21 protein-coding genes are annotated in these 19,703 nt (G+C 49.4%); 16 read left to right on the forward strand and 5 right to left on the reverse strand.

The features are described from left to right. The first annotated feature begins 404 nt into the window (after positions 1-404). Genes mutM through KB559_RS06945 form a run of 3 tightly spaced genes read left to right on the forward strand, consistent with a single transcriptional unit; the run spans position 405 to position 2,499 of the window. Complete coding sequence (gene mutM / locus KB559_RS06935) at positions 405-1,346, forward strand: DNA-formamidopyrimidine glycosylase (RefSeq protein ID WP_211021016.1); 942 nt, start codon at positions 405-407, stop codon at positions 1,344-1,346. Continuing rightward, the gene (coaE, locus tag KB559_RS06940; protein WP_211021017.1) at positions 1,343-1,939 is read left to right on the forward strand and encodes a dephospho-CoA kinase; all 597 of its coding nucleotides are present in this window, start codon (positions 1,343-1,345) and stop codon (positions 1,937-1,939) included. Before mutM ends, coaE begins: the two co-directional genes overlap by 4 nt. Next, positions 1,936-2,499 (forward strand): lytic transglycosylase domain-containing protein, encoded by a 564-nt coding sequence (locus KB559_RS06945; RefSeq protein WP_211021018.1) that lies wholly within the window; start codon positions 1,936-1,938, stop codon positions 2,497-2,499. The genes coaE and KB559_RS06945 overlap by 4 nt, the downstream gene beginning before the upstream one ends. Before the next feature lie 56 nt (positions 2,500-2,555). Here the strand turns inward: KB559_RS06945 and KB559_RS06950 are convergent, their stop codons facing one another. Beyond that, positions 2,556-2,780, reverse strand: coding sequence for an alpha/beta-type small acid-soluble spore protein (locus KB559_RS06950; protein ID WP_211021019.1), 225 nt, complete (start codon positions 2,778-2,780; stop codon positions 2,556-2,558). A 133-nt stretch (positions 2,781-2,913) separates the two neighbouring features. Here KB559_RS06950 and nrdR point away from each other — a divergent pair, with 133 nt between their 5' ends. The 6 genes from nrdR (at position 2,914) to pstB (ending at position 7,373) form a co-directional block, all read left to right on the forward strand. Continuing rightward, positions 2,914-3,384 carry a transcriptional regulator NrdR gene (gene nrdR / locus KB559_RS06955; RefSeq protein ID WP_211021020.1) on the forward strand — a complete coding sequence of 157 codons (471 nt, stop codon included), beginning with the start codon at positions 2,914-2,916 and terminating at the stop codon, positions 3,382-3,384. 59 nt (positions 3,385-3,443) lie between these two features. Continuing rightward, positions 3,444-3,638, forward strand: a complete 195-nt coding sequence (locus KB559_RS06960; RefSeq protein WP_211021021.1) for a hypothetical protein — start codon at positions 3,444-3,446, stop codon at positions 3,636-3,638. A 163-nt stretch (positions 3,639-3,801) separates the two neighbouring features. Continuing rightward, positions 3,802-4,740: a phosphate ABC transporter substrate-binding protein gene (locus KB559_RS06965; RefSeq protein WP_211021022.1), complete on the forward strand. Its 939-nt coding sequence runs from the start codon at positions 3,802-3,804 to the stop codon at positions 4,738-4,740. A 77-nt stretch (positions 4,741-4,817) separates the two neighbouring features. Further along, positions 4,818-5,720 (forward strand): phosphate ABC transporter permease subunit PstC, encoded by a 903-nt coding sequence (pstC, locus tag KB559_RS06970; protein ID WP_211021023.1) that lies wholly within the window; start codon positions 4,818-4,820, stop codon positions 5,718-5,720. Then, positions 5,717-6,604, forward strand: coding sequence for a phosphate ABC transporter permease PstA (pstA, locus tag KB559_RS06975; protein WP_211021024.1), 888 nt, complete (start codon positions 5,717-5,719; stop codon positions 6,602-6,604). The genes pstC and pstA overlap by 4 nt, the downstream gene beginning before the upstream one ends. A gap of 10 nt (positions 6,605-6,614) precedes the next feature. Further along, positions 6,615-7,373 carry a phosphate ABC transporter ATP-binding protein PstB gene (gene pstB, locus KB559_RS06980; RefSeq protein WP_211021025.1) on the forward strand — a complete coding sequence of 253 codons (759 nt, stop codon included), beginning with the start codon at positions 6,615-6,617 and terminating at the stop codon, positions 7,371-7,373. Positions 7,374-7,449: 76 nt separating this feature from the next. Here pstB and baiCD read toward each other — a convergent pair whose 3' ends face one another. Then, on the reverse strand, positions 7,450-9,375 hold the full coding sequence (gene baiCD, locus KB559_RS06985) for a bile acid Fe-S flavoenzyme BaiCD (protein ID WP_211021026.1): 1,926 nt from the start codon (positions 9,373-9,375) through the stop codon (positions 7,450-7,452). Between the two features lie 206 nt (positions 9,376-9,581). Between baiCD and KB559_RS06990 the strand changes: the two genes are divergently transcribed. Both KB559_RS06990 and KB559_RS06995 read left to right on the forward strand, forming a co-directional pair. After that, entirely contained in the window at positions 9,582-10,121 is a 540-nt protein-coding gene (locus KB559_RS06990; RefSeq protein WP_211021027.1) for a PadR family transcriptional regulator, read from the forward strand. Between the two features lie 128 nt (positions 10,122-10,249). Then, positions 10,250-10,891, forward strand: a complete 642-nt coding sequence (locus tag KB559_RS06995; RefSeq protein ID WP_211021028.1) for a DedA family protein — start codon at positions 10,250-10,252, stop codon at positions 10,889-10,891. 33 nt (positions 10,892-10,924) lie between these two features. Here KB559_RS06995 and KB559_RS07000 read toward each other — a convergent pair whose 3' ends face one another. Further along, positions 10,925-11,131 (reverse strand): hypothetical protein, encoded by a 207-nt coding sequence (locus tag KB559_RS07000; RefSeq protein ID WP_211021534.1) that lies wholly within the window; start codon positions 11,129-11,131, stop codon positions 10,925-10,927. Positions 11,132-11,334: 203 nt separating this feature from the next. On the opposite strand from KB559_RS07000, the gene KB559_RS07005 reads away from it, so the two are divergent. The 5 genes from KB559_RS07005 to KB559_RS07025 all read left to right on the forward strand — a co-directional run bounded on the left by KB559_RS07005 (position 11,335) and on the right by KB559_RS07025 (position 16,089). After that, positions 11,335-11,451, forward strand: a complete 117-nt coding sequence (locus KB559_RS07005) for a sporulation protein YjcZ (protein WP_211021029.1) — start codon at positions 11,335-11,337, stop codon at positions 11,449-11,451. A 183-nt stretch (positions 11,452-11,634) separates the two neighbouring features. Beyond that, a complete protein-coding gene (locus KB559_RS07010; protein ID WP_211021030.1) occupies positions 11,635-12,474 on the forward strand; it encodes a patatin-like phospholipase family protein in 840 nt (279 codons plus the stop codon). A gap of 519 nt (positions 12,475-12,993) precedes the next feature. Beyond that, on the forward strand, positions 12,994-14,343 hold the full coding sequence (locus tag KB559_RS07015) for a lytic polysaccharide monooxygenase (RefSeq protein WP_211021031.1): 1,350 nt from the start codon (positions 12,994-12,996) through the stop codon (positions 14,341-14,343). 185 nt (positions 14,344-14,528) lie between these two features. Further along, on the forward strand, positions 14,529-15,026 hold the full coding sequence (locus KB559_RS07020) for a DinB family protein (protein ID WP_211021032.1): 498 nt from the start codon (positions 14,529-14,531) through the stop codon (positions 15,024-15,026). A gap of 70 nt (positions 15,027-15,096) precedes the next feature. Continuing rightward, complete coding sequence (locus tag KB559_RS07025) at positions 15,097-16,089, forward strand: helix-turn-helix transcriptional regulator (protein ID WP_211021033.1); 993 nt, start codon at positions 15,097-15,099, stop codon at positions 16,087-16,089. A 62-nt stretch (positions 16,090-16,151) separates the two neighbouring features. On the opposite strand, the gene KB559_RS07030 is transcribed toward KB559_RS07025, so the two are convergent. Beyond that, a complete protein-coding gene (locus KB559_RS07030) occupies positions 16,152-18,218 on the reverse strand; it encodes a HelD family protein (protein WP_211021034.1) in 2,067 nt (688 codons plus the stop codon). A gap of 189 nt (positions 18,219-18,407) precedes the next feature. Further along, positions 18,408-19,601, reverse strand: a complete 1,194-nt coding sequence (gene fabV / locus KB559_RS07035; protein ID WP_211021035.1) for an enoyl-ACP reductase FabV — start codon at positions 19,599-19,601, stop codon at positions 18,408-18,410. Between the last annotated feature and the right edge of the window lie 102 nt (positions 19,602-19,703).

The following is a 19,703-nucleotide window of genomic DNA, read 5'->3' on the forward strand; positions in this document are numbered from 1 at the left end:
TTGAATTCAGCAGGGCCTTCCGGTGCTCACGTAGGAATATCCTACGCTCCGCTCCTCAGTCCCTGCCTCATCCAACCTTCTCGGTGCTGAAAACCCGACTTTTTGAACCTCCATTGAAGTTAGGTAGTTCAAAAAGTCAGCTTTTGATCACGAAGTGTTGCTGTGTGGCGTATTCGACATCGAATCTTGAATTCAGCAGGGCCTTCCGGTGCTCACGTAGGAATATCCTACGCTCCGCTCCTCAGTCCCTGCCTCATCCAACCTTCTCGGTGCTGAAAACCCGACTTTTTGAACCTCCATTGAAGTTAGGTAGGTCAAAAACTCAGCTTTTGATCACGAAGTATTGCTGTGTGGCGTATTCGGCATCGAATCTAGATATATCAATCATTAGAGGTGAAATTGGCATGCCGGAATTACCGGAGGTAGAGACGGTCAGACGAACATTGACCGGGTTAATTGTCGGCAAAACGATACAATCCGTAACGGTATCGCTGCCGCGGATCATTCAGCGGCCTGACGATATTCGGCGTTTTGAAATGGAACTGGCGGGACATCGGATTCTTGATGTCGGCCGCAGAGGCAAATTTTTAAGAATTATAATGGATGGACTTGTACTGGTCTCCCATCTGCGGATGGAGGGCCGGTACGGGCTGTACCGCAGCGAGGAACCCGTTGAGAAGCATACGCATGTCATTTTTCATTTTACGGACGGGACCGAGCTCAGATATAAAGATGTCCGTCAGTTTGGCACGATGCATCTATTTCTTCCGGGTGAGGAATTTAACCATAAGCCGTTGGCCAAACTGGGATTGGAGCCGTTGGACGAGGGATTTACCAAGGAGGCTTTCCGGGGTGCGATTGCCAAACGGACATCGAAGATCAAGCCTGTCCTCCTGAACCAGGAATATGTAGTGGGACTAGGGAATATTTATGTAGACGAAGCGCTCTTTCGCGCGGGGATTCATCCGGAGCAGCCTGCGAACACCTTAAGCGATACAGCTCTGGAGTCTCTGTACGAAGCGATACTTGCTACTTTGAATGAAGCGGTCAATGCAGGAGGATCCTCGATCAAGTCCTATGTCAATGGCCAAGGTGAGATGGGAATGTTTCAGCATTCACTGCGGATTTACGGACGGCAGGGAGAGCCATGTCTCAATTGCGGACAACCCGTCGAGAAGACGGTAGTGGGCGGAAGAGGGACGCATTATTGTCCAAACTGCCAGCCGTCGGATCGCACTGGAAGTTCGCTCAAAGCCGGCCATGGAGGAGGGAATGCGGTCAAAAAGCGGTTCGACAACGTCCATGCGTCATCCGGCCGCAGTACCGGAAATGGAGTGAAATCATGAATATCGGGTTGACCGGCGGGATCGCCACCGGGAAAAGCACGGTTTCGCAAATGCTCGTCCAGCGGGGAGCCGCATTAATTGATGCCGATGTCATCGCCAGGGAGATCATGGAGCCAGGTCACCCGGTCCTTGCCCAAGTGGCGAAGCATTTTGGACAAGACGTCCTGCTTCCCGGAGGACAACTGGACCGGAAGCGGCTAGGGAGTATCGTGTTCTCCGATCCGCAGCAGCGAAAAGCGCTGGAGAACATTACGCATCCGGCCATTCGCAGCGAAATGAAGAGACGGATGGCGGAGCTTGAAGCCAGCGATCCAAACAGGTTGGTCGTTGCGGACATTCCGCTTTTATACGAATCCGGTTTGGAAAGTCTCTACGACGAGATTATGGTTGTTTATGTGCCGCGCGGATTGCAGCTTGAACGGTTAATGGCCAGAGACGGATTGACCCGTGAAGAGGCTGAAGCGAGACTTCGGGCACAGATGGACATTGAATTAAAAAGAGAGAGGGCGGATATTTTGATTGATAACAGTCTCGGCAGGAAAGAGACGGAACTTCAAATAGACGACTTCTGGCGGAAAAAGGGACCGGCATGAGGTTTCTGCGAAAAAAGCGGGTCCTGCTTCTGCTGCTCCTTGGCTTTATACTGATTTTATTTTTTAATTCCGCTTGGTTATCATTGTTTTATCCGATTCATTACAAAGACGAAATCCGGTATCATGCCCGGAATAACGGTCTTGATCCTTTGATGGTCGCTGCGATCATCAAGGTCGAGTCGAAATATAACTCGGAGGCCGAATCAAGAAAAGGTGCGCTTGGAATTATGCAGATTATGCCGGATACGGCAGAGTGGATTGTTGAAAAGGCGAAAATGGAAGATGTGCCGCTGGACCGCTTAAAAGAGGAAACCGCAGCGAATATTCAGATCGGAACCTGGTATTTGAGGTGGTTGTCCGAGCAATTCGACGGTAATATGATTGAGGTTATCGCCGCCTATAATGCAGGACCGACAAACGTAAAAAATTGGATCAAGAGCGGACGTTGGGACGGCCGGTTGGAAACGGCCAAAGATATTCCGTTCGTTGAAACCCGTCATTACGTACAACGGGTATCCCATTATTATAATCAGTACTCCAGTATTTATGAGAATTTCTGACGCAAAAAAGGAAGCTTAGACAGCTAACGCTGTCTAAGCTTCCCGGTGATCGGTGTTTATTGGAATTGACCTGCCAGTTGTTGCTCGGCCAAAGTTACCAGACGTTTGGTAATGTAACCACCGATCGAACCGTTTTCGTAAGATGTCAGGTTACCAGCATATCCGTCTTGCGGGAAGTTAATCCCAAGCTCTTGAGCTACTTCATACTTCATTTGCTCCAGGGCTCCGGTAGCTTGTCTAACCACCAGGTTATTCGAAGAACTATTGTTGTTTTGGGCCATGATTGTTCACCTCCTTGCGGTTGGTACAAGTATTATGCTCGGGGAAGGCAAAGTTCATTACGTGTTTTTAAAGTAATTTATTGGAATTATTATAAAATGAGATTATAGCTTATTTAGAAGGGAGGGCATACATATGAAATGCCCCTACTGCGATTATTTAGGGACCAAGGTACTGGACTCCAGACCCGCCAATGAAAACAGGTCGATTCGCCGCCGCCGTGAATGCGAAAAATGCAGCCGCCGTTTTACAACTTTTGAAATGGTCGAAGAAATGCCGCTGATCGTGATTAAGAAAGACGGCAGCCGGGAAGAATTTAGCCGTGAGAAGATGCTGCGCGGTCTCATCCGGGCTTGCGAGAAAAGACCGGTCTCAGTTGAACAACTGGAAACGATCGTTTCCGAGGTGGAACGGTCGATGCGCCACTCGGCTAATGCCGAGGTGGAGAGCCGGGAAATCGGCGAACTGGTGATGGAGCAATTGTATCCGGTCGATGAAGTCGCCTATGTCCGCTTTGCATCGGTTTACCGTCAGTTTAAGGATATCAATATGTTTATGAAAGAATTAAAGGGACTTTTGTCCAAAAATACGGGAGAGGACCTCTGATAGGAGTGTCAGAAAGTCTGATCTGATCGTCCTGATTCCCAAGGAAGGAGCGGCAACGAGTGAAAACAGACGCTTTGAACGGACCGGCCATCGGCTTTTTGGCAGGAACGACCTTCGGCAGCGGACTGGCCTTTCTGTTGGGATGGCAGGCGTATCAAGTGGTATCTTCTGTTTCGATATTCGGAGTGGCAGGAGTTTTATTAGGTGTGATTGCCGGTCAAAGGATTCGTAGGCGGAAGACGGGCGTATCATGATGAATTGAATACATTATAAGTTTACAGACGGTTGTATTAGGGCATTGTCCTATGCAATCGTCTTTTTTATTTTTAACACTGCGTTTACAAAACGAAAACACGGGATTGATACTTGCTTTTTATAATCAGGTTATACAAACAAATCAAGGGGGAAACCTTCACAATGAAAAAGAGCTTGATGCTGGTTATGGCACTGATTTTAACATTTACTTTGGCTGCGTGCGGTCAAGGAAACAAAACGAACAATTCTGCTACAGGAAATAATGCGGGGACAAACAGTTCGGCAAACGGTGGAAATGACAAGGCGAGCGAGCTTTCCGGTTCTATCCTGGCCGTTGGTTCTTCCGCTTTACAACCATTGGTGGATCAGGCTTCCAAAAGCTTTATGGACAAAAATCCGAAAGTATCGATTCAAGTTCAAGGCGGCGGCAGCGGTACCGGCTTGACTCAAGTATCGGGCGGACAAGCGGATATCGGTAACTCTGACGTATTCGCAGAAGAAAAGCTTGAAGCCGGACCGGCCGGCGAATTGGTTGACCACCAAGTCGCAGTCGTAGCTATGGCAGCTGTAGTCAACCCGGATGTAAATATCGATAATCTGACGAAAGATCAGTTGGTCCAAATCTTCACAGGCAAAATTACGAACTGGAAAGATGCAGGCGGTCCGGATCAAGCGATCCAAATCGTCAACAGACCATCCAGTTCCGGTACCCGGGCCACTTTTGAAAAATATGCGCTTGGAACGAAAACCGAAGATCTTGCGGGCGCAATCCAAGAGGATTCCTCCGGTACGGTTAAGAAGCTTGTAGGCGAAACACCTGGGGCTATCGGCTACCTTGCTCTTTCTTACCTGGACGATTCCGTGAAAACATTGAAATATGAAGGCGTGGACGCAACGGAAGAAAATGTGGCGAATGGTACTTATCCGGTATGGGCTTATGAGCATATGTACACGAAAGGCGAGCCGAATGAAGTTGTAAAAGCATTCCTGGATTACATGACATCCGAGGAAGTGCAAAACGGCGATGTTGTTGAGCTTGGTTACATTCCGGCCAGCAAAATGCAAGTTAAACGCGACGTGGACGGTAACATCACGAAATAATTCCGGAGAACATCATACAGCAGGACAAGAGGCGGAACCATCTGCCTCTTTCTGTGCTGTAAAAAAGGAGAGGTCTCATGGCTCAGTCCAGAGAAAAACGCAAACTAAAACAGCATATTATTGAAGAGTGGACTGGTAAAGTATTTACCTCCTTATGCATCGTGCTATTGGTGGTGACTATTTTTTCCTTAGTCTATTTTGTCGCTACCAAAGGTTTTAGTTCCTTTATTAAAAATGGAATCTCGTTAGGAGAAATTTTCGGAGGTACCAAGTGGAAACCGGAAGGGGAGCCGCCGTTATTCGGTGCGCTGCCGTTTATTATAGGTTCATTCAGTACGTCGATTTTGGCGGCGATCATCGCCGCCCCGCTCAGCATTTGCGCCGCCTTGTTCATGGTGGAAATTATGCCGAAGATCGGTAGAAAATATCTTCAGCCGGCGATTGAGCTGCTGGCGGGTATTCCGTCCGTTGTCTACGGGTTTGTTGGACTCAGCGTTATCGTACCGTTTTATAGGGACATTTTTCCCGGACAAGGTCTAGGGATCGCTGCCGGGGCCAGCGTATTGTCGATTATGATTCTTCCGACCATGACATCCATTGCTACGGATGCTCTAGCCGCGCTTCCACCGGGGCTAAAAGAGGGCTCTTATGCGCTTGGTGCTACACGCTGGCAAACTCTTGCACGTACGGTCATTCCAACTACATTGCCGGCTTTAATGACCGGGGTGGTGCTGGGGATGGCTAGAGCGTTTGGGGAAGCTCTTGCCGTACAGATGGTTATCGGGAATGCACCGCATATTCCAAAATCCCTGTTTGAGTCTGCGTCGACGCTAACAAGCGCGATTACGCTCAGCATGGGGAATACGGTTATGGGCTCGGTTCAAAATAACGTCCTCTGGACACTGGCTTTAATTCTTATGTTAATGACCTTCGTCTTCGTCTTCATTGTCCGGTTTCTTGAAAGGAGAGCAAATCGATGAGCGCAAAAACCGCCGATAAAATCGCTACCGCAGTCATTATATTTTTTGCTGGCATCATCGTTCTGATCATGGCCGGTTTGCTCGGATTTATTCTCGTGCGCGGTATTGGACACATCAGTTTTGACTTCCTGACCTCGCCTCCCGAAACGATCAAGAAGGGCGGGGGGATCGGACCGCAATTATTCAACTCTTTGTTCTTGTTAGTATTGACGATGCTTATCACGGTTCCGCTCGGGTTAGGTGCGGGCATTTATATGAGCGAATACGCCAAGCCGGGAAAAGTAACGGATTTTATACGTCTGATCGTTGAGGTGCTGTCCTCTTTTCCGTCGATCGTGGTTGGTTTGTTCGGTTTGCTTGTCTTTGTCAATGTGTTCGGCTTTGGGTTCTCGCTGTTCTCAGGCGCGCTCGCGTTGACAGTATTTAACCTGCCGCTTATGGTACGGATTACGGAGCAGGGCATGCAAAGCGTTCCCCAGGCCCAAAAAGAAGCCAGTCTGGCGCTGGGCTTGTCCAAATGGAAAACGATCAAATCCATTATGCTTCCTATCGCTCTGCCGATTATTCTGACCGGTACGATTCTGGCCGCCGGCCGCGTGTTCGGTGAAGCCGCAGCCCTGCTGTTTACGGCAGGTATGAGCAGTCCGCGTCTGGACTTTTCGGATTGGAATCCGCTCAGCCCGATGTCGCCGCTGAACCCGTTCCGTCCTGCGGAGACGCTGGCCGTCCACATCTGGAAGATCAATTCCGAGGGACTTGCGCCGGATGCGCCGGAGATTGCCGCAGGAGCTTCCGCAGTGCTGATTCTTATGGTGCTGCTGTTCAACCTGTTGGCACGATGGATCGGTCGCCTGTTGCACAAGAAATTTACGGCTACGAAATAGGAGGACTCCCATGCAAAATATAGAATTGTCCACCAAGGATTTGAGCGTGTTCTATGGGGAAAAGCAAGCGGTCAAAGGAATCTCTCTCGACTTTGCATCCAGACAGGTAACGGCTTTGATCGGCCCGTCAGGCTGCGGGAAATCGACCTTTTTGCGCAGCTTGAACCGGATGAATGATTTGATCGGAGGCGCCCGGATCACCGGGGAAATCTGGATCGGAAATGAAAATATCAACGATCCCAAGACCGATGTGGTTCTGCTACGGCAAAAAATAGGGATGGTTTGGCAACGGCCGAACCCGTTTCATAAGTCCATTTATGAGAATATTGCCTTTGGTCCGCGTTACCATGGTATCCGCGATAAGAAGAAGCTGGATCAGATCGTGGAGGAATCGCTAACGAAGGCTGCTTTGTGGGAAGAGACGAAAGACAGGCTGAACCGTTCGGCGCTCTCCCTGTCAGGCGGCCAGCAGCAGCGTCTTTGCATTGCGAGATCGATTGCGGTCAGTCCGAGCATCATCTTGATGGATGAGCCGGCGTCCGCCCTGGACCCGATCTCGAGCGCAAAGATCGAAGAGCTGATCGCGGAGCTCAAGCGCGATTATAGCATCATTATCGTGACCCACAATATGCATCAAGCGGCCCGCGTATCGGAGAAGACGGCGTTTTTCCTGATGGGCGAAGTGGTTGAATACGATGATACGAGCAATATTTTCACGAACCCGTCGGATAAACGGACGGATGATTATATTTCCGGACGTTTCGGCTGATACGAAAAAGGATAAAAAAAACAACCCGGCTGGCTCAGTGCCTGCCGGGTTGTTGTATGTTCGGATGGTGTTAGTGTTAGATGGATCGTGCCACTTTGGCGCCTTCCCAAACCGCGTTGAGGGCACGGCGGGCCTGTTTGGCGTCGCCGATGACATGGTAAGGGATGCTGCATTCCTCAAGACAATCGGTAAGCTTTTGTTTGTCCAGGGCCCGGGAGCCGGCGGCGAGAACGACGTAATCGGCAGGGATGGATACTTCCTCTTCGCCTTGGAGGACGACGACGCGGTCCGATTCAATAGCGAGGCACTTGGTGTTCGTCATAAGCTGTACACCGTGGCCGTAAAGACTTTCCATCACGCATATTTTGCGAAGCAGTCCAAGATCCGCGGCCACCTCGTTTTGCATTTCAACCACGGTCACCTTCTGGCCGCGCTCGACGAGCAGCTCGGCGACTTCAAGGCCGACGAGGCCGCCGCCGATGATGACGATGTTGCCTACCGGGCGTACCGTGCCCCAAAGGACATCATGCGAGCCTACGACATGTCCGCGGTCCACACCTTTCACAGGAGGTATGACCGGTGTTGAGCCGATGGCGAGGATCACTTCATCCGGTTGAATCTCCCGGATCAATTCCGGCGTGACCTCCGTGTCCAGGCGAATCTCCACGCCAGCCCGCTTCGCAGCCTCGCCCATGCCGAGCGCCGCACTGGCCATCTCTTCTTTGCGCGGAGCCGCGCCGGCGATATACAGCTGTCCGCCGAGCATATGGCTCTTCTCGCAAAGGATCGGCTCATGTCCGCGCCGCTTCAATGTTACGGCCGCTTCCAGCCCGGCCGGTCCTCCTCCGGCGATGAGGACCCGTTTCGGCCGCTCGGCTGGTACAAGCTCATATTCGCTTTCCCGGCCGGTGGCGGGGTTGAACATGCAGCTGATAAACGGCACGTTCGGGTTGACGAACCCGTCGAAGCAGCCCTGGTCGCAGCCGACGCATTTGATGATCTCGGCTTCGCGGCCGCTTTCCGACTTCGCGCAGAATTCCGGGTCGGCAAGCTGAGCCCGGCCGATAGCGACAAAGTCGGCCAGCCCTGCGGCGATGATCCGGTCGGCGACCGCAGGATCGTTGATGCGGCCTACGGCAATGACGGGAATGCCGACCACCGATTTGATCTGGGTTGCATTATCAACGTTAAAGCCTACCGGCAGATCGATCGGAGGCACTTCATATTTGATCGCGGCCCCGGAAGGAACTCCGCGCGACACGTTAATCGCGTCGATCCCGGCCTGCTCTGCGAGCACAGAAAATGCCTTCATATCTTCTAGTGTCAGTCCGCCCGGCAAATCCTCAATAGCGGAGATGCGCATCAGAATCGGAAAGTCCGGGCCGACCGCCCGGCGAATGGCTCGAATACATTCCAGCGGGAATCGGGTACGGTTCTCCCAGGAGCCGCCGTATTCATCCTGCCTGAAATTCATGGCAGGGCTCAAAAATTGCTGAGGCAAATATCCGTGTCCGGCATGGAATTCCACGCTGTCAAACCCCGCTTGCTTGGCACGGGCCGCCGTTTCCGCATAGGCTTGAACCATTTCCGGGATTTCCGCAGTTTCGAGTTCTCTCGGCACGATGGCAACGCCCTCGAACGCGATCGGAGATGAGGAGACCTGGTTCGGATTGTAGGCGACTTTTCCACCATGCCATAGTTGCAGACAGCTCTTACCGCCGGCTTCGCGGATACTATCGGCCAATTTTTTCATGCCAGGGATAAATTTATCGTCAAACAGCGCTGGCGAATCTTCAGTGAAAGCCGTCGGATGCACGGTGGTAACTTCTACGGTGTTCAAGCCGCATCCGCCTTTGGCGCGGGCCACATGGTAATCGATCAGCCGCTGGCTTACGAAGCCGCCGGGTTCATTCATTTTGGTACCCATGGCAGGCAGAATAATGCGGTTCTTCAACTCCATACTTCCGATCTTATGCGGACTGAACAAATTTGGAAATGCCATGCTGCATCTTCCTCTCGAGATTAAGAATGATATAACATAGGTTAATTTAACCTAATTATAAAATGGAGTAGAAGACAAATATGTGAAAAGTATCACAACCAATGTGAAAATCCTCCTATAAACAAGTGATTGGCACGTTATGGCGAATAGAGTAAAATAAAGGGATATGAAACGATGTAATTGATTCGAGGGTTCGGAGGATTTGCATGGAAATCGAGTTATTGATATTGGCCCAGTTAATGCAGGGGCCTAAGCATGGTTATGAGATTAAGAAAAATATCGTATTTGTCATGAATAATAAAAAAATCATCAATAACAATTCGCTTTACCCGAAATTAAGGCGGTTTGAAGAGCAGGGTATGGTCAGCAAAACGATGGAAGAACAGGAAGGCAGACCGAACCGGCATGTCTATGCCATTACCGAAAAAGGCCGCAAGGACTTTTACGATAAAATTAACTGCTTTACGCCGGAAATGATCGAAGTGGATGATGAATGGAGTATCCGCCTGGCATATTACAATCTTCTGAATGAGCAAACCCGCACCAGATTGTTTGAATACCGTATGCAGATGATACAGGACCGGATGAGCCGGCTGGAAAAATTGTCTCTTTCGGTCGGGGACAGCAAATACTTGATGTATTCGCCTGAATTGTATTTTTATACGCAGAACATGCTGGAGAAGGAAAAAGAATTGATCTCAGCGATGGAAGAGCAAATGAAGGACAGGTTGTCCAATTCGGACTAAAGTCCGGGAAAGATTACGACCGGAGTCTATTTTGAATTATCGCTTCGCCGTTCATACTAATAACGAACGATCAGGCGGCGTGTTCCGGAAAGGGCCTTTGGAACAGAGAAAGAGGAGACAACCTAAATATGAACCTGCTGGAATGGATTGAAGGGATGTTCCGGGAATACGGATACTTCGTATTACTGCTTGGACTTCCTGTGGATTTTATTGCATTGCCCCTGCCTCCGGGGCAGACTACCTTAACATATACGGGATATCTGGCCTATAAAGGGGTTCTTTCTTTATTTCCCGCAATATTAGTCGCGTTCGCGGGCTCCGTGATCGGCATTACTATTACCTACCTCATTGGACATCATGTAGGGGCGCCGCTGGTTCAGCGTTACGGCAAGTGGTTTTTCCTGAAGCCTTCCCATCTTGAGAAAACGAGGAAGACCTATGACAAATACGGGAACAGGATGCTGCTGATCAGCTTCTTTATTCCGGGGGTCAGACAGTTCTTTGGCTATTTCGTCGGCATCATTCAGGTGCCTTTCCGTACTTTTGCGCTGTATGCATATCCGGGAGCGGCCCTATGGGTTGTCGTCTTTGTCGGTATCGGCTACATATTTGGAGAGCAATGGCAGCATGTCATCCTGTTGGTGGAGAAGTACCTGGTTTATTTCTTCAGCGGGTTGGGAGTGCTTCTGATCGGACTCCTGTACTTGAGATGGCGCAGATGGAAAAAATGGCGGCTAAAGCATGCCGGCCCGAAAAAGGAGCTCGGATAGAAAAAGCGTCGGGATGAGAGTCCCCACGCTTTTTTATTTCTCTTTTCCGGCTGCCGCATCTTTTTCTTCTTGTTGAACCTTGATCAGTGATAAAAAAGCAAACAGATCTCCCAGGACAGCCAATCCTGCCCCGATAATCGCCAAATCATCCGAAGTAATTTCGTCACTGATGATATTGCTGCTGCTGTTGCCGCGGTTCTTGTTTCTATTTTTATTTAACGGTCTTCCTCTGTTGGGCAAACGTACCACCTGCTTCAAATCGTCTTTATTTATGATATGCGGGCCGGATGTGACTTGAATAGGCTACTTTTAAAATATAGGCGCGTGAAGAAGTAAGGTACCTCTGCTAAGCGGCATTATTTTTATTGGAACTATGCATATGCCGTTTCCTCAGTCCGGAGAACATAATATGATACCGTATATTAAAAAAGGGAGGGAAAGCCATGTCGGGCTGCGATAACGGAAATCAGGGTGGATACGTAGGCGGAATCTGGACTTCTACCGGCGTTATTTTGGTATTGTTCATCCTTTTGGTTATTGTATCTAGAACCTTCGTGTAAATACGATCTGAGTTCAACATGAACCCAAGGACTCTGCCGCGGCAGGGTTCTTTCTAATTTATCGGGATTATAGCAGTTATTTACATATTTATCTCCTTGGACTATGATTTAGTAAGATGATTTTAATTTAAGTGTGAGTTCAAAAAGTCGCTTTTCAGCATTTGCGCAATAAGGAGGATTTAAGTGCCTAGTTTAGTATTGGAAGGGGGAACCCTCCGTCCTATTTTCAGTGCCGGGGTCATGGATGCACTTCTGGATCATGATCTAATGTTCCCGTACTGTATCGGAGTGTCCGCCGGAATCAGCAACGGGATTTCCTATATTTCGAAGCAAAAGCGGAGAAATCTTGAAATTATGGAGAAGTATCGTCATGATCGCAGGTACATAGGTTATCGAAACTTTTTGAAGAGCCGCAGCTTGTTCGGACTTGATTTTGTATTCGGAGAAATTCCGGCCAAGCTGATTCCGTTTGATACATTAACCTATCGTAATTATACAGGCAGACTTCTGGTCGGTGTTACGAATGCACATACGGGAATGGCGGAATATATGGATGGAATGGAAGCGGACGAGCGATGGACTATGCTTAGGGCCACTTGTGCCATACCGCTTGTATTTCCGGCGATCGAGCTGAATGGTCAAAAGTATTATGACGGCGGGTTGAGCGACCCTATACCCATCCGCAAGGCCATCGCAGACGGAAATGATAAGCATTTGATTGTGTTGACGCAACCTAAGGGGTACAGAAAATCGTTCAGCAAACGAAATACGCACGTGGCGCGTCTTCTTCGCCGCAAGTATCCGAACCTGGAGGAAGTACTGCTTACGAGGCATGAGCGCTACAATGAAACGGTGGCGTTTTGTGAACAGCTTGAACGAGAGGGGCGGGCGATTATTCTTCGTCCCGAGACACCTTTAGACAGCTTCGAAAAGGATATCGGCAAACTGAGGGAGACCTGTCAACAGGGCTACGAATTGGCGAACGGGCGAATCGAGGACATCCGGAGGCTGTTTGAGATCTAGTGAACGACGATTAAAATATCTTTCTACCCAATGCTTCGGACTCAGTTCGGGGCTTTTTTTACATTTGTGAGACAAATATAAATAAGTTAAAGCGAGAAAAATTATAAATAACTACAATTTTTGTTAAAAATCACCGTTTTTCAACGATAGTTCACACAAAGTTCATAACTAGCGTTATAATTGGACAAGAATACAATATTTACTTTTTTCTTCCTCTTTTTATAGAATCTTCGGTTTTGTCTATTTGCTTCCGATTCAGCTTCTTCTCTATTTTCTTACCCTATTTCCAGCAATCATCCACGGTATCTTTGTCATGTTGTATATAAACCTATCAAGGTTTATATAAATTTGCTTAGAAGGGAGTGCGCGGCCATCGAGTTTGCCTGAGATTTCTTCATAACGGCTAATTCAGAGACGGGAGGGGGAAGGCGTTTGGTCGTCAAGAGCGACAGGAAATTATAACTATACAGCGCTTTAAAATGATATGACATGTCCAAAATCATAAGGAGGTATTTGATAATGACTTCTATTCGTTTATCGAATTCTTTGTTATTGAAGGCGCTTACTTCTTTCGGGATTATGTTGATTGCTGTTTTTTGTATGTTCCTGTTAGCTGAAAAAGCTTCTGCTCACGGATATATAGATTCACCGGGTAGCCGGGGTTATCTCTGCAAACTTGGTCAGAATACGGACTGCGGTGCGGTAGTCTATGAACCTCATAGCTTAGAAGCGCCGAAGGGATTCCCTGCTGCAGGACCAGCTGACGGCAAAATCGCCAGTGCGGGCGGCATCTTCCCGAAACTGGATGAGCAATCGGCTAACCGCTGGACCAAAGTCAATATGTCTTCGGGGACGAATACGTTCCACTGGACGTTGACCGCGGCCCATGCAACGTCTAGCTGGAAATATTATATTACCAAACCCAATTGGAACCCGGATGCCCCGTTGACTCGGGATTCTTTTGATCTGACACCGTTCTGCTCCGTGGATTACGGCGGCGTACGGCCTCCGTTTACGTACTCCGATACTTGTAATGTACCGGTTCGTACCGGTTATCATGTCATTCTGGCGGTTTGGGAAATCGCAGACACGGCCAATGCTTTCTACAATGTAATCGATGTTAATTTTGGCGGAAGCAATCCGGTGGATACGCAAGCGCCAACTGCTCCATCTTCCCTCGCATTCTCCGGAGTTACTTCAACCAGCGTTAATTTATCCTGGAATGCCTCCTCGGACAACGTGGGGGTGACGGGTTATCGTATTTACAATGGAACTAATCAAATTGCAGCGGTCTCTGGATCGACTTTGAACTATAATGTAACCGGTTTGACGGCAAATACGGCTTACTCCTTCCAGGTGAAGGCAGTGGATGCTGCGGGCAATTTGTCCGCTGCCAGCAATACCGTGAACGTTACGACAAGCCAGGTTGTAAATGATACGCAGGCGCCTACTGCTCCAGGCAATCTGCATGTCATGGGCACTCCCACTTCTTCCAGCGTTACGCTCATGTGGAATCCATCCACTGACAACGTTGGGGTAACCGGTTATAAAATCTACCGCGGCACAACGCTTGCTGGAACCGTATCCGGTACGACGACCGAATACACCGTTTCCGGCCTGAGTGCCAGCACGTCGTACACCTTTACGGTTCGTGCCATAGACGCAGCCGGAAACGAATCGGCGGCCAGCAATTCCGTGAGCGCCACGACGGCAGCACCACCTGCCGCGCAGCCTTGGGCGCCGAATGTAGCTTACACCGCCGGGACGCTCGTAAGCTACAACGGAAACACCTATGAATGCCGCCAGAGCCATACCTCGCTGACAGGCTGGGAACCTTCCAATGTGCCAGCCCTCTGGTTGTTGAAATAATAGATATGATATAAACATCTGCTTTAGAACAATATATTGATTGAGTGGAGCTGTGCTTCAGTAGGGTAACTACCGGAGTACAGCTTCAATATTTTAATTACTTTAAAAATCACTGACCGAATCTGTCAGTGATTTTTTTATATACTCGGTTTGTAAAAGATCCCTTAACTAATGGAGGAATGATGATGTTCGTGAAAATCAATGACTTTGCAAAGGAATGGGAAGAGGAGCTTAAGCTAACGGAAAAGGTAATGGGGGCGCTCACGGACGATTCGCTGTCCAGGGAAGTGATTCCCGGCCGGAGGACACTTGGGGATATCGCCTGGCATCTGGTTCTTTCTCCGCACTATATGACAGGATGCGGTCTGGTTTTTGACGGACCGGCGGGCGGAAAGGAAGTTCCTGCTTCGGCGGCAGTGATTGCGGAGGAATACGGCAGGATCAGCCGGGCACTCCTTGAAGCGGTGAAGACGCAGTGGAGCGACGATAGTCTGCTGGAAACCGTAGATATGATGGGAGAAAGTTGGGCGAACGGGGTAACTTTACGGTTTACGCTAATGCACCAGGCCCATCATCGGGGACAGATGACGGTTCTTATGAGACAAGCGGGACTTCGTATTCCGGAAGTATACGGACAAACTTATGATTCCTGGATTGAAGCAGGAATGGAACCGCTCAAGTAAACAAGTTACAATAGAATAAAATAACGGGGATTGGCTTGCGGTTCCCGGAAACAACCGAAAGGAATCCGACATGTCCAAATCCGACCAGATGCTGTCCATTCTGTGGCTGCTCCGCTCCGGGAGGAAACTGACCGCTGGGGAGCTGGCAGACAAGCTGGAAATTCATATTCGAACAGTATACCGTTGCATAGATTCATTGTGCGCAAGCGGTGCCCCGATTATAGCGGATTCGGGCCCGGGCGGCGGATACCGCATATTAGGGCGGTTTGCTGAATCCCCCTTACTGTTTGATCAGGAGGAACAAAAAGCCTTGGTCCATGCATCGACCTTTGCCAGGGAGGCGGGCTATCCCCATTCGGAAAGCCTGGAGCGGGCGATCGACAAATTGAAGCTTTATACGAATGATGAGCAGCTTCTTCGGCTGGAGCTCCATGACCAAGGGGTGTCGGTGATTTATCCGCCTTTGGAGGAGCGGGAACGATCCTTTCTTCAACAGCTTGAGGAAGCGGCGGCCCAGGGAATGACTCTTGAAATGGTTTATGATAAAGGCCGGAGCGAGCCGCCGGTTTCAAGAGATTTCGATCCCTATGGTATTGTCCATTGGAAAGGCTGCTGGTATACGGTTGGATACTGCCGGCTGCGGCAAACGATACGGAGCTTTCGGGCCGACAGGATCGTGAAACTGGGGCCGACGGAGCAAAGGTTTGACAGGCCTGGCGGCTTTTCCGCCAAGGCCCACCTGCTGGAGAGCCTGCTTCCCGGCTCACTTGATGGAGAGACGATGGTCAATGTGCGGATTGCCGGGCCCGAACAGGCCTTGAATGAGCTTGGCCGCCACTGGTTGTTCGGACACGCGCTGATCTCCCGTGAACCGGAGGAGGCGCTGTTCCGGATTGGACAAGCCGCTTTGGTATCCTACGTGCCGTATTTTTTATTGCCTTACGGCAAAGCACTGACGATTCTCGAACCATTATCCCTGGTTGAACGACTGGTTCGGGTCAGCGCGGAGGTGGCAGCGCATTATGCCGAGATGAAGGGACAATTTGGAAAGAGACTTCGCTAAAGCACAATGCCGCTGACGATCTGTAATCAGATCGCAGCGGCTTGTTTTTGTTTAACAGCGGTTCAAGGCAAAAAAGGGGAAGGTTTCCCCGTATAAGTCAGGGCCAATTGATGCATGGCACGAGTACAGGCGATGTACAGCAGGCTTTGATCCAGATCTTGGCTATAATTTGCTGCATCCGCTCCAGGAATGAGAACCCGGTCGAATTCCAGTCCTTTGGCCAAATGAGCCGTAGTGACCACGACACCTTCTTGAAACTGTACACTGTTGAAATCAAGCCGATGGACCGGAAGCGAAGGCAGCGACAATTTCAAATGCTGATACATCTCCTCGGCCTGCCGCCGGGTTTTGACGATAATCCCCAAGGAATGATGACCCGAAGATACAAAGTCATTCAACAATTCCGCGATTCTCCGCCATTCTTCCTCGGCGTCATCGCATTTCAGGACGCGGGGTTCCTCGCCGTGCCGCTCAACGGGGACCAGCGAAGGATTGACTTTGATTTTACCGGCAAAGCTGTTGATTTCTAAGGTGGACCGGTAGCTCTTGGTCAATTCCACGGTTTCCGCACCCGGGAACATTTTGCTTATTTCCTCAAGCGAGGAAGAGGAGTAAGGGTTCACGGATTGGCTGCTATCGCCCAAGATCGTTTTTTTGCAGGTAAACAGCAAGGACAGAACGGCATATTGGATCGGTGTATAGTCCTGCATTTCATCGACTAGAATATGCTTCACAAACTCAAATGGGGATAATCCTTCGTAGTAATGTTTTAAATAAATTAGAGGAAATACATCGGAATATTCTACGGTCCTTGTCTTGGATTGCGAGTATTTAAAGAGCTCCGGCATTCCCAGATGATCGTAAAATCCCTTGTAAAGTGAGAGTAGATTGGAATGCTTGTACAATTTTTTGATGGCGGCTTTAAGCTTTTTGGTGGTGGAAGGGTCGGGTTTTTCGCCGTCTTGACTTCGGCAGTTAGCTATGAGCTGACCGGCGAGCTTTTCTAATCGAAGTTTAACCGGCATTCTAAATTGTGATGCATAACCGTTCCTTAGTTCCTCTTGGCGTATTGTGAACTTTCCGACGGTAATGTCATTGGGAGTAAAGAAGGCTTCATCCGCATATTCGATAAACGAGTTCATTTCACCGACAAGGCGGGAAGTGGCTTTATAAGCAATTCTTTCTCTGAACCTGGGATCATCGTGCTCGGTCAACTCCGTAACCTGTTCATAAAAGGTTTGAAAAGCACAAATACCTGCAAGCTCTCCGGCAGCTAGATCTTCAAACCCGGACTCCAGCATATTCTCTTCACCCAGTTCGGGAAGCACATTGGATATATAATCCGCGAACACCTTGTTGGGCGAAAGGATCAACACATTTTTCGAAGTGATTGTTCCTTTGTATTTGTAGAGTAAAAAAGCGATTCTGTGCAAAGCCACTGAAGTTTTTCCTGAACCGGCCACGCCCTGGATAATGAGCTCATGCGAGCTTTCATTGCGAATGATGGCATTTTGTTCTTGTTGAATCGTCGCCACGATATTTTTCATTTTTTCATCCGTAGTGCTGCTGAGTTCCTTTTGCAAAACGTCGTCATTGATGTTCATGGAGGTTTCGATCATGTATTCAAGCGATCCGTTTTTGATTTTATATTGCCGTTTTAACGTGATCTCTCCTTCCACATTCCCTTCAGGGGCTTGAAAAGAAGCTTGACCTGTGCCGTAATCGTAAAACAGGCTGGCTACCGGGGAGCGCCAATCGTAGACCAGGTTGGTTTGATGATCTTCGGCCGAAAAGGAATGGATGCCGATATAGAATGGCTCGGATTCGCCTTCGGTGTTCCTTTTAAAGTCCACCCTTCCGAAATAAGGAGATTGCTCCAGCTTGTATAGCTTCCTGAGCTTGTCTTTGGATTTCTCGCCTGCATTGATGGAAAGACCGATGTCGATCACATTGGCTGCTCTTTCCGCAGGATCCAATTGGCTGATATTGTGCCATACATATTTCTTGGCTTCGATGATCTCCCGATAGGTATCGGTGAGATTTCCGGCCAATCGGCTTATGGTTTGGTGCAGCAGGCCGGTAATTCTCTGTAAATACTGTTTTTCCGCCGCCTCGGTGTGATTTAACATAATAGCTGCCTCCTCGTTAAGAATATCTCTAAGTATAGAAGCAACTTGGAAAAAGTATAGACTTATACTTTCCGTTGTAGTATTGTATTTAGAACGAGGGTCCAAAAATAGTCATACGACTTTGATAAAAAATAACGGCTGGAACAGAGGGGATTTCCCTTTGTCCAACCGTTTTTTTGCATGTGCGGTTTATTTTTGATTGACTACTTCAACAATCGGATCGGTGTCCGCTTCATAGTCCACGCCATCGACTTCAAAGCCGAAAAGCTGGAAGAACTCGCGACGGAAGCCTTCGAGATCGGACAGATCATAAATATTGTCCGTCGTCAGGTTATCCCAGAGCTTTGTGACTTCCGCTTGCACGTCCTCGCGCATCTCCCAATCATCAAGACGAATTCGGCCTTCCTCATCGACTGGAACGGCTTGCGGCCCGTACAGTCTGTTGGAGAATAACCGGTACATCTGCTCGATGGTCCCTTCGTGAATCCCTTTTTCTTTCATCGTTTTGTACAGCGCTGACATATACAGCGGAACGATGGGAATCGCCGAGCTGGATTGCGTAACGAGCGCCTTGCTCACGACGACATAGGCATGCCCGCCGCCGTTCGCTGAGAGCCGTTCGTCCAGCTTCCGGGCGGTTTCCTCCAAATGATCCTTCGCCCGGCCGATCGTGCCTTCCCGGTAGATCGGCATCGTAATTTGCGATCCGATGTAAGAGTAAGCGACGGTGACAGCATTCGGGGCCAGCGCTCCGGCATTTTCCAGAACGTTGATCCATTCCTGCCAATCCTCGCCTCCCATCACAAATACCGTATCCTCGATTTCTTGCTCTGTGGCGGGTTCAAGAGTAATATCGCTGATTTCTCCGGTATGGAAGTTCACCGTTTTATTCGTATACGGTTTGCCGATCGGTTTCAGCACGGAGGTGCGAGGCTGCCCGGTAACCGGGTCGGTCCGGCGAGCGGTAGCCACGCTGTATACGACCATATCAACTTGGCCCAGCTCGCTTCGGATTAATTCGGCAGTTTTCGCCTTAGTCTCTTCAGAGAAGGCGTCTCCCGTCACGCTGAAGGACTTAAGTCCGGCCGCCTGAGCGGCCTTTTCGAATGCAGCGGAATTGTACCAGCCTGCCGAGGCAGTCCGGGTTGCGCTGGCGGCGCTTGGACGGTAGACGCCCACTGTGTTGGCCTGCGCTCCAAAAGCGGCAACAATGCGGGAAGCAAGGCCATATCCCGTCGAAGCTCCGATGACAAGCACATTTTTCGGCCCCTGAATGGCCGTTTGGTTTTTGACGTAATCAATTTGCTGCTCTACCTGGCGCTCGCATCCTGCCGGATGCGACGTCGTACAAATAAAGCCGCGTGTCCGTGGTTTAATGATCATAGATTGATGTTTTCCTTTCTAATGTGAGTACAGCATTCTTTAAATTTTTATTAATCTTATCTATTGTACCTGTATTTTTCATTTTGAAAAAGAGCGCACGGA

The organism is Paenibacillus sp. Marseille-P2973 (assembly GCF_018101095.1).
GTDB lineage: Bacteria > Bacillota > Bacilli > Paenibacillales > Paenibacillaceae > Fontibacillus > Fontibacillus vini.

Coding starts and splice junctions, on each gene's coding strand:
- KB559_RS07015 (WP_211021031.1), top strand. CDS start 12,994: ATGACTTCTATTCGTTTATCGAATTCTTTGTTATTGAAGGCGCTTACT.
- KB559_RS06945 (WP_211021018.1), top strand. CDS start 1,936: ATGAGGTTTCTGCGAAAAAAGCGGGTCCTGCTTCTGCTGCTCCTTGGC.
- KB559_RS06995 (WP_211021028.1), top strand. CDS start 10,250: ATGAACCTGCTGGAATGGATTGAAGGGATGTTCCGGGAATACGGATAC.
- KB559_RS07030 (WP_211021034.1), bottom strand. CDS start 18,218: ATGTTAAATCACACCGAGGCGGCGGAAAAACAGTATTTACAGAGAATT.
- KB559_RS07025 (WP_211021033.1), top strand. CDS start 15,097: ATGTCCAAATCCGACCAGATGCTGTCCATTCTGTGGCTGCTCCGCTCC.
- KB559_RS06950 (WP_211021019.1), bottom strand. CDS start 2,780: ATGGCCCAAAACAACAATAGTTCTTCGAATAACCTGGTGGTTAGACAA.
- coaE (WP_211021017.1), top strand. CDS start 1,343: ATGAATATCGGGTTGACCGGCGGGATCGCCACCGGGAAAAGCACGGTT.
- KB559_RS06990 (WP_211021027.1), top strand. CDS start 9,582: ATGGAAATCGAGTTATTGATATTGGCCCAGTTAATGCAGGGGCCTAAG.
- KB559_RS07020 (WP_211021032.1), top strand. CDS start 14,529: ATGTTCGTGAAAATCAATGACTTTGCAAAGGAATGGGAAGAGGAGCTT.
- baiCD (WP_211021026.1), bottom strand. CDS start 9,375: ATGGCATTTCCAAATTTGTTCAGTCCGCATAAGATCGGAAGTATGGAG.
- pstC (WP_211021023.1), top strand. CDS start 4,818: ATGGCTCAGTCCAGAGAAAAACGCAAACTAAAACAGCATATTATTGAA.
- KB559_RS06965 (WP_211021022.1), top strand. CDS start 3,802: ATGAAAAAGAGCTTGATGCTGGTTATGGCACTGATTTTAACATTTACT.
- KB559_RS07005 (WP_211021029.1), top strand. CDS start 11,335: ATGTCGGGCTGCGATAACGGAAATCAGGGTGGATACGTAGGCGGAATC.
- nrdR (WP_211021020.1), top strand. CDS start 2,914: ATGAAATGCCCCTACTGCGATTATTTAGGGACCAAGGTACTGGACTCC.
- pstA (WP_211021024.1), top strand. CDS start 5,717: ATGAGCGCAAAAACCGCCGATAAAATCGCTACCGCAGTCATTATATTT.
- fabV (WP_211021035.1), bottom strand. CDS start 19,601: ATGATCATTAAACCACGGACACGCGGCTTTATTTGTACGACGTCGCAT.
- pstB (WP_211021025.1), top strand. CDS start 6,615: ATGCAAAATATAGAATTGTCCACCAAGGATTTGAGCGTGTTCTATGGG.
- mutM (WP_211021016.1), top strand. CDS start 405: ATGCCGGAATTACCGGAGGTAGAGACGGTCAGACGAACATTGACCGGG.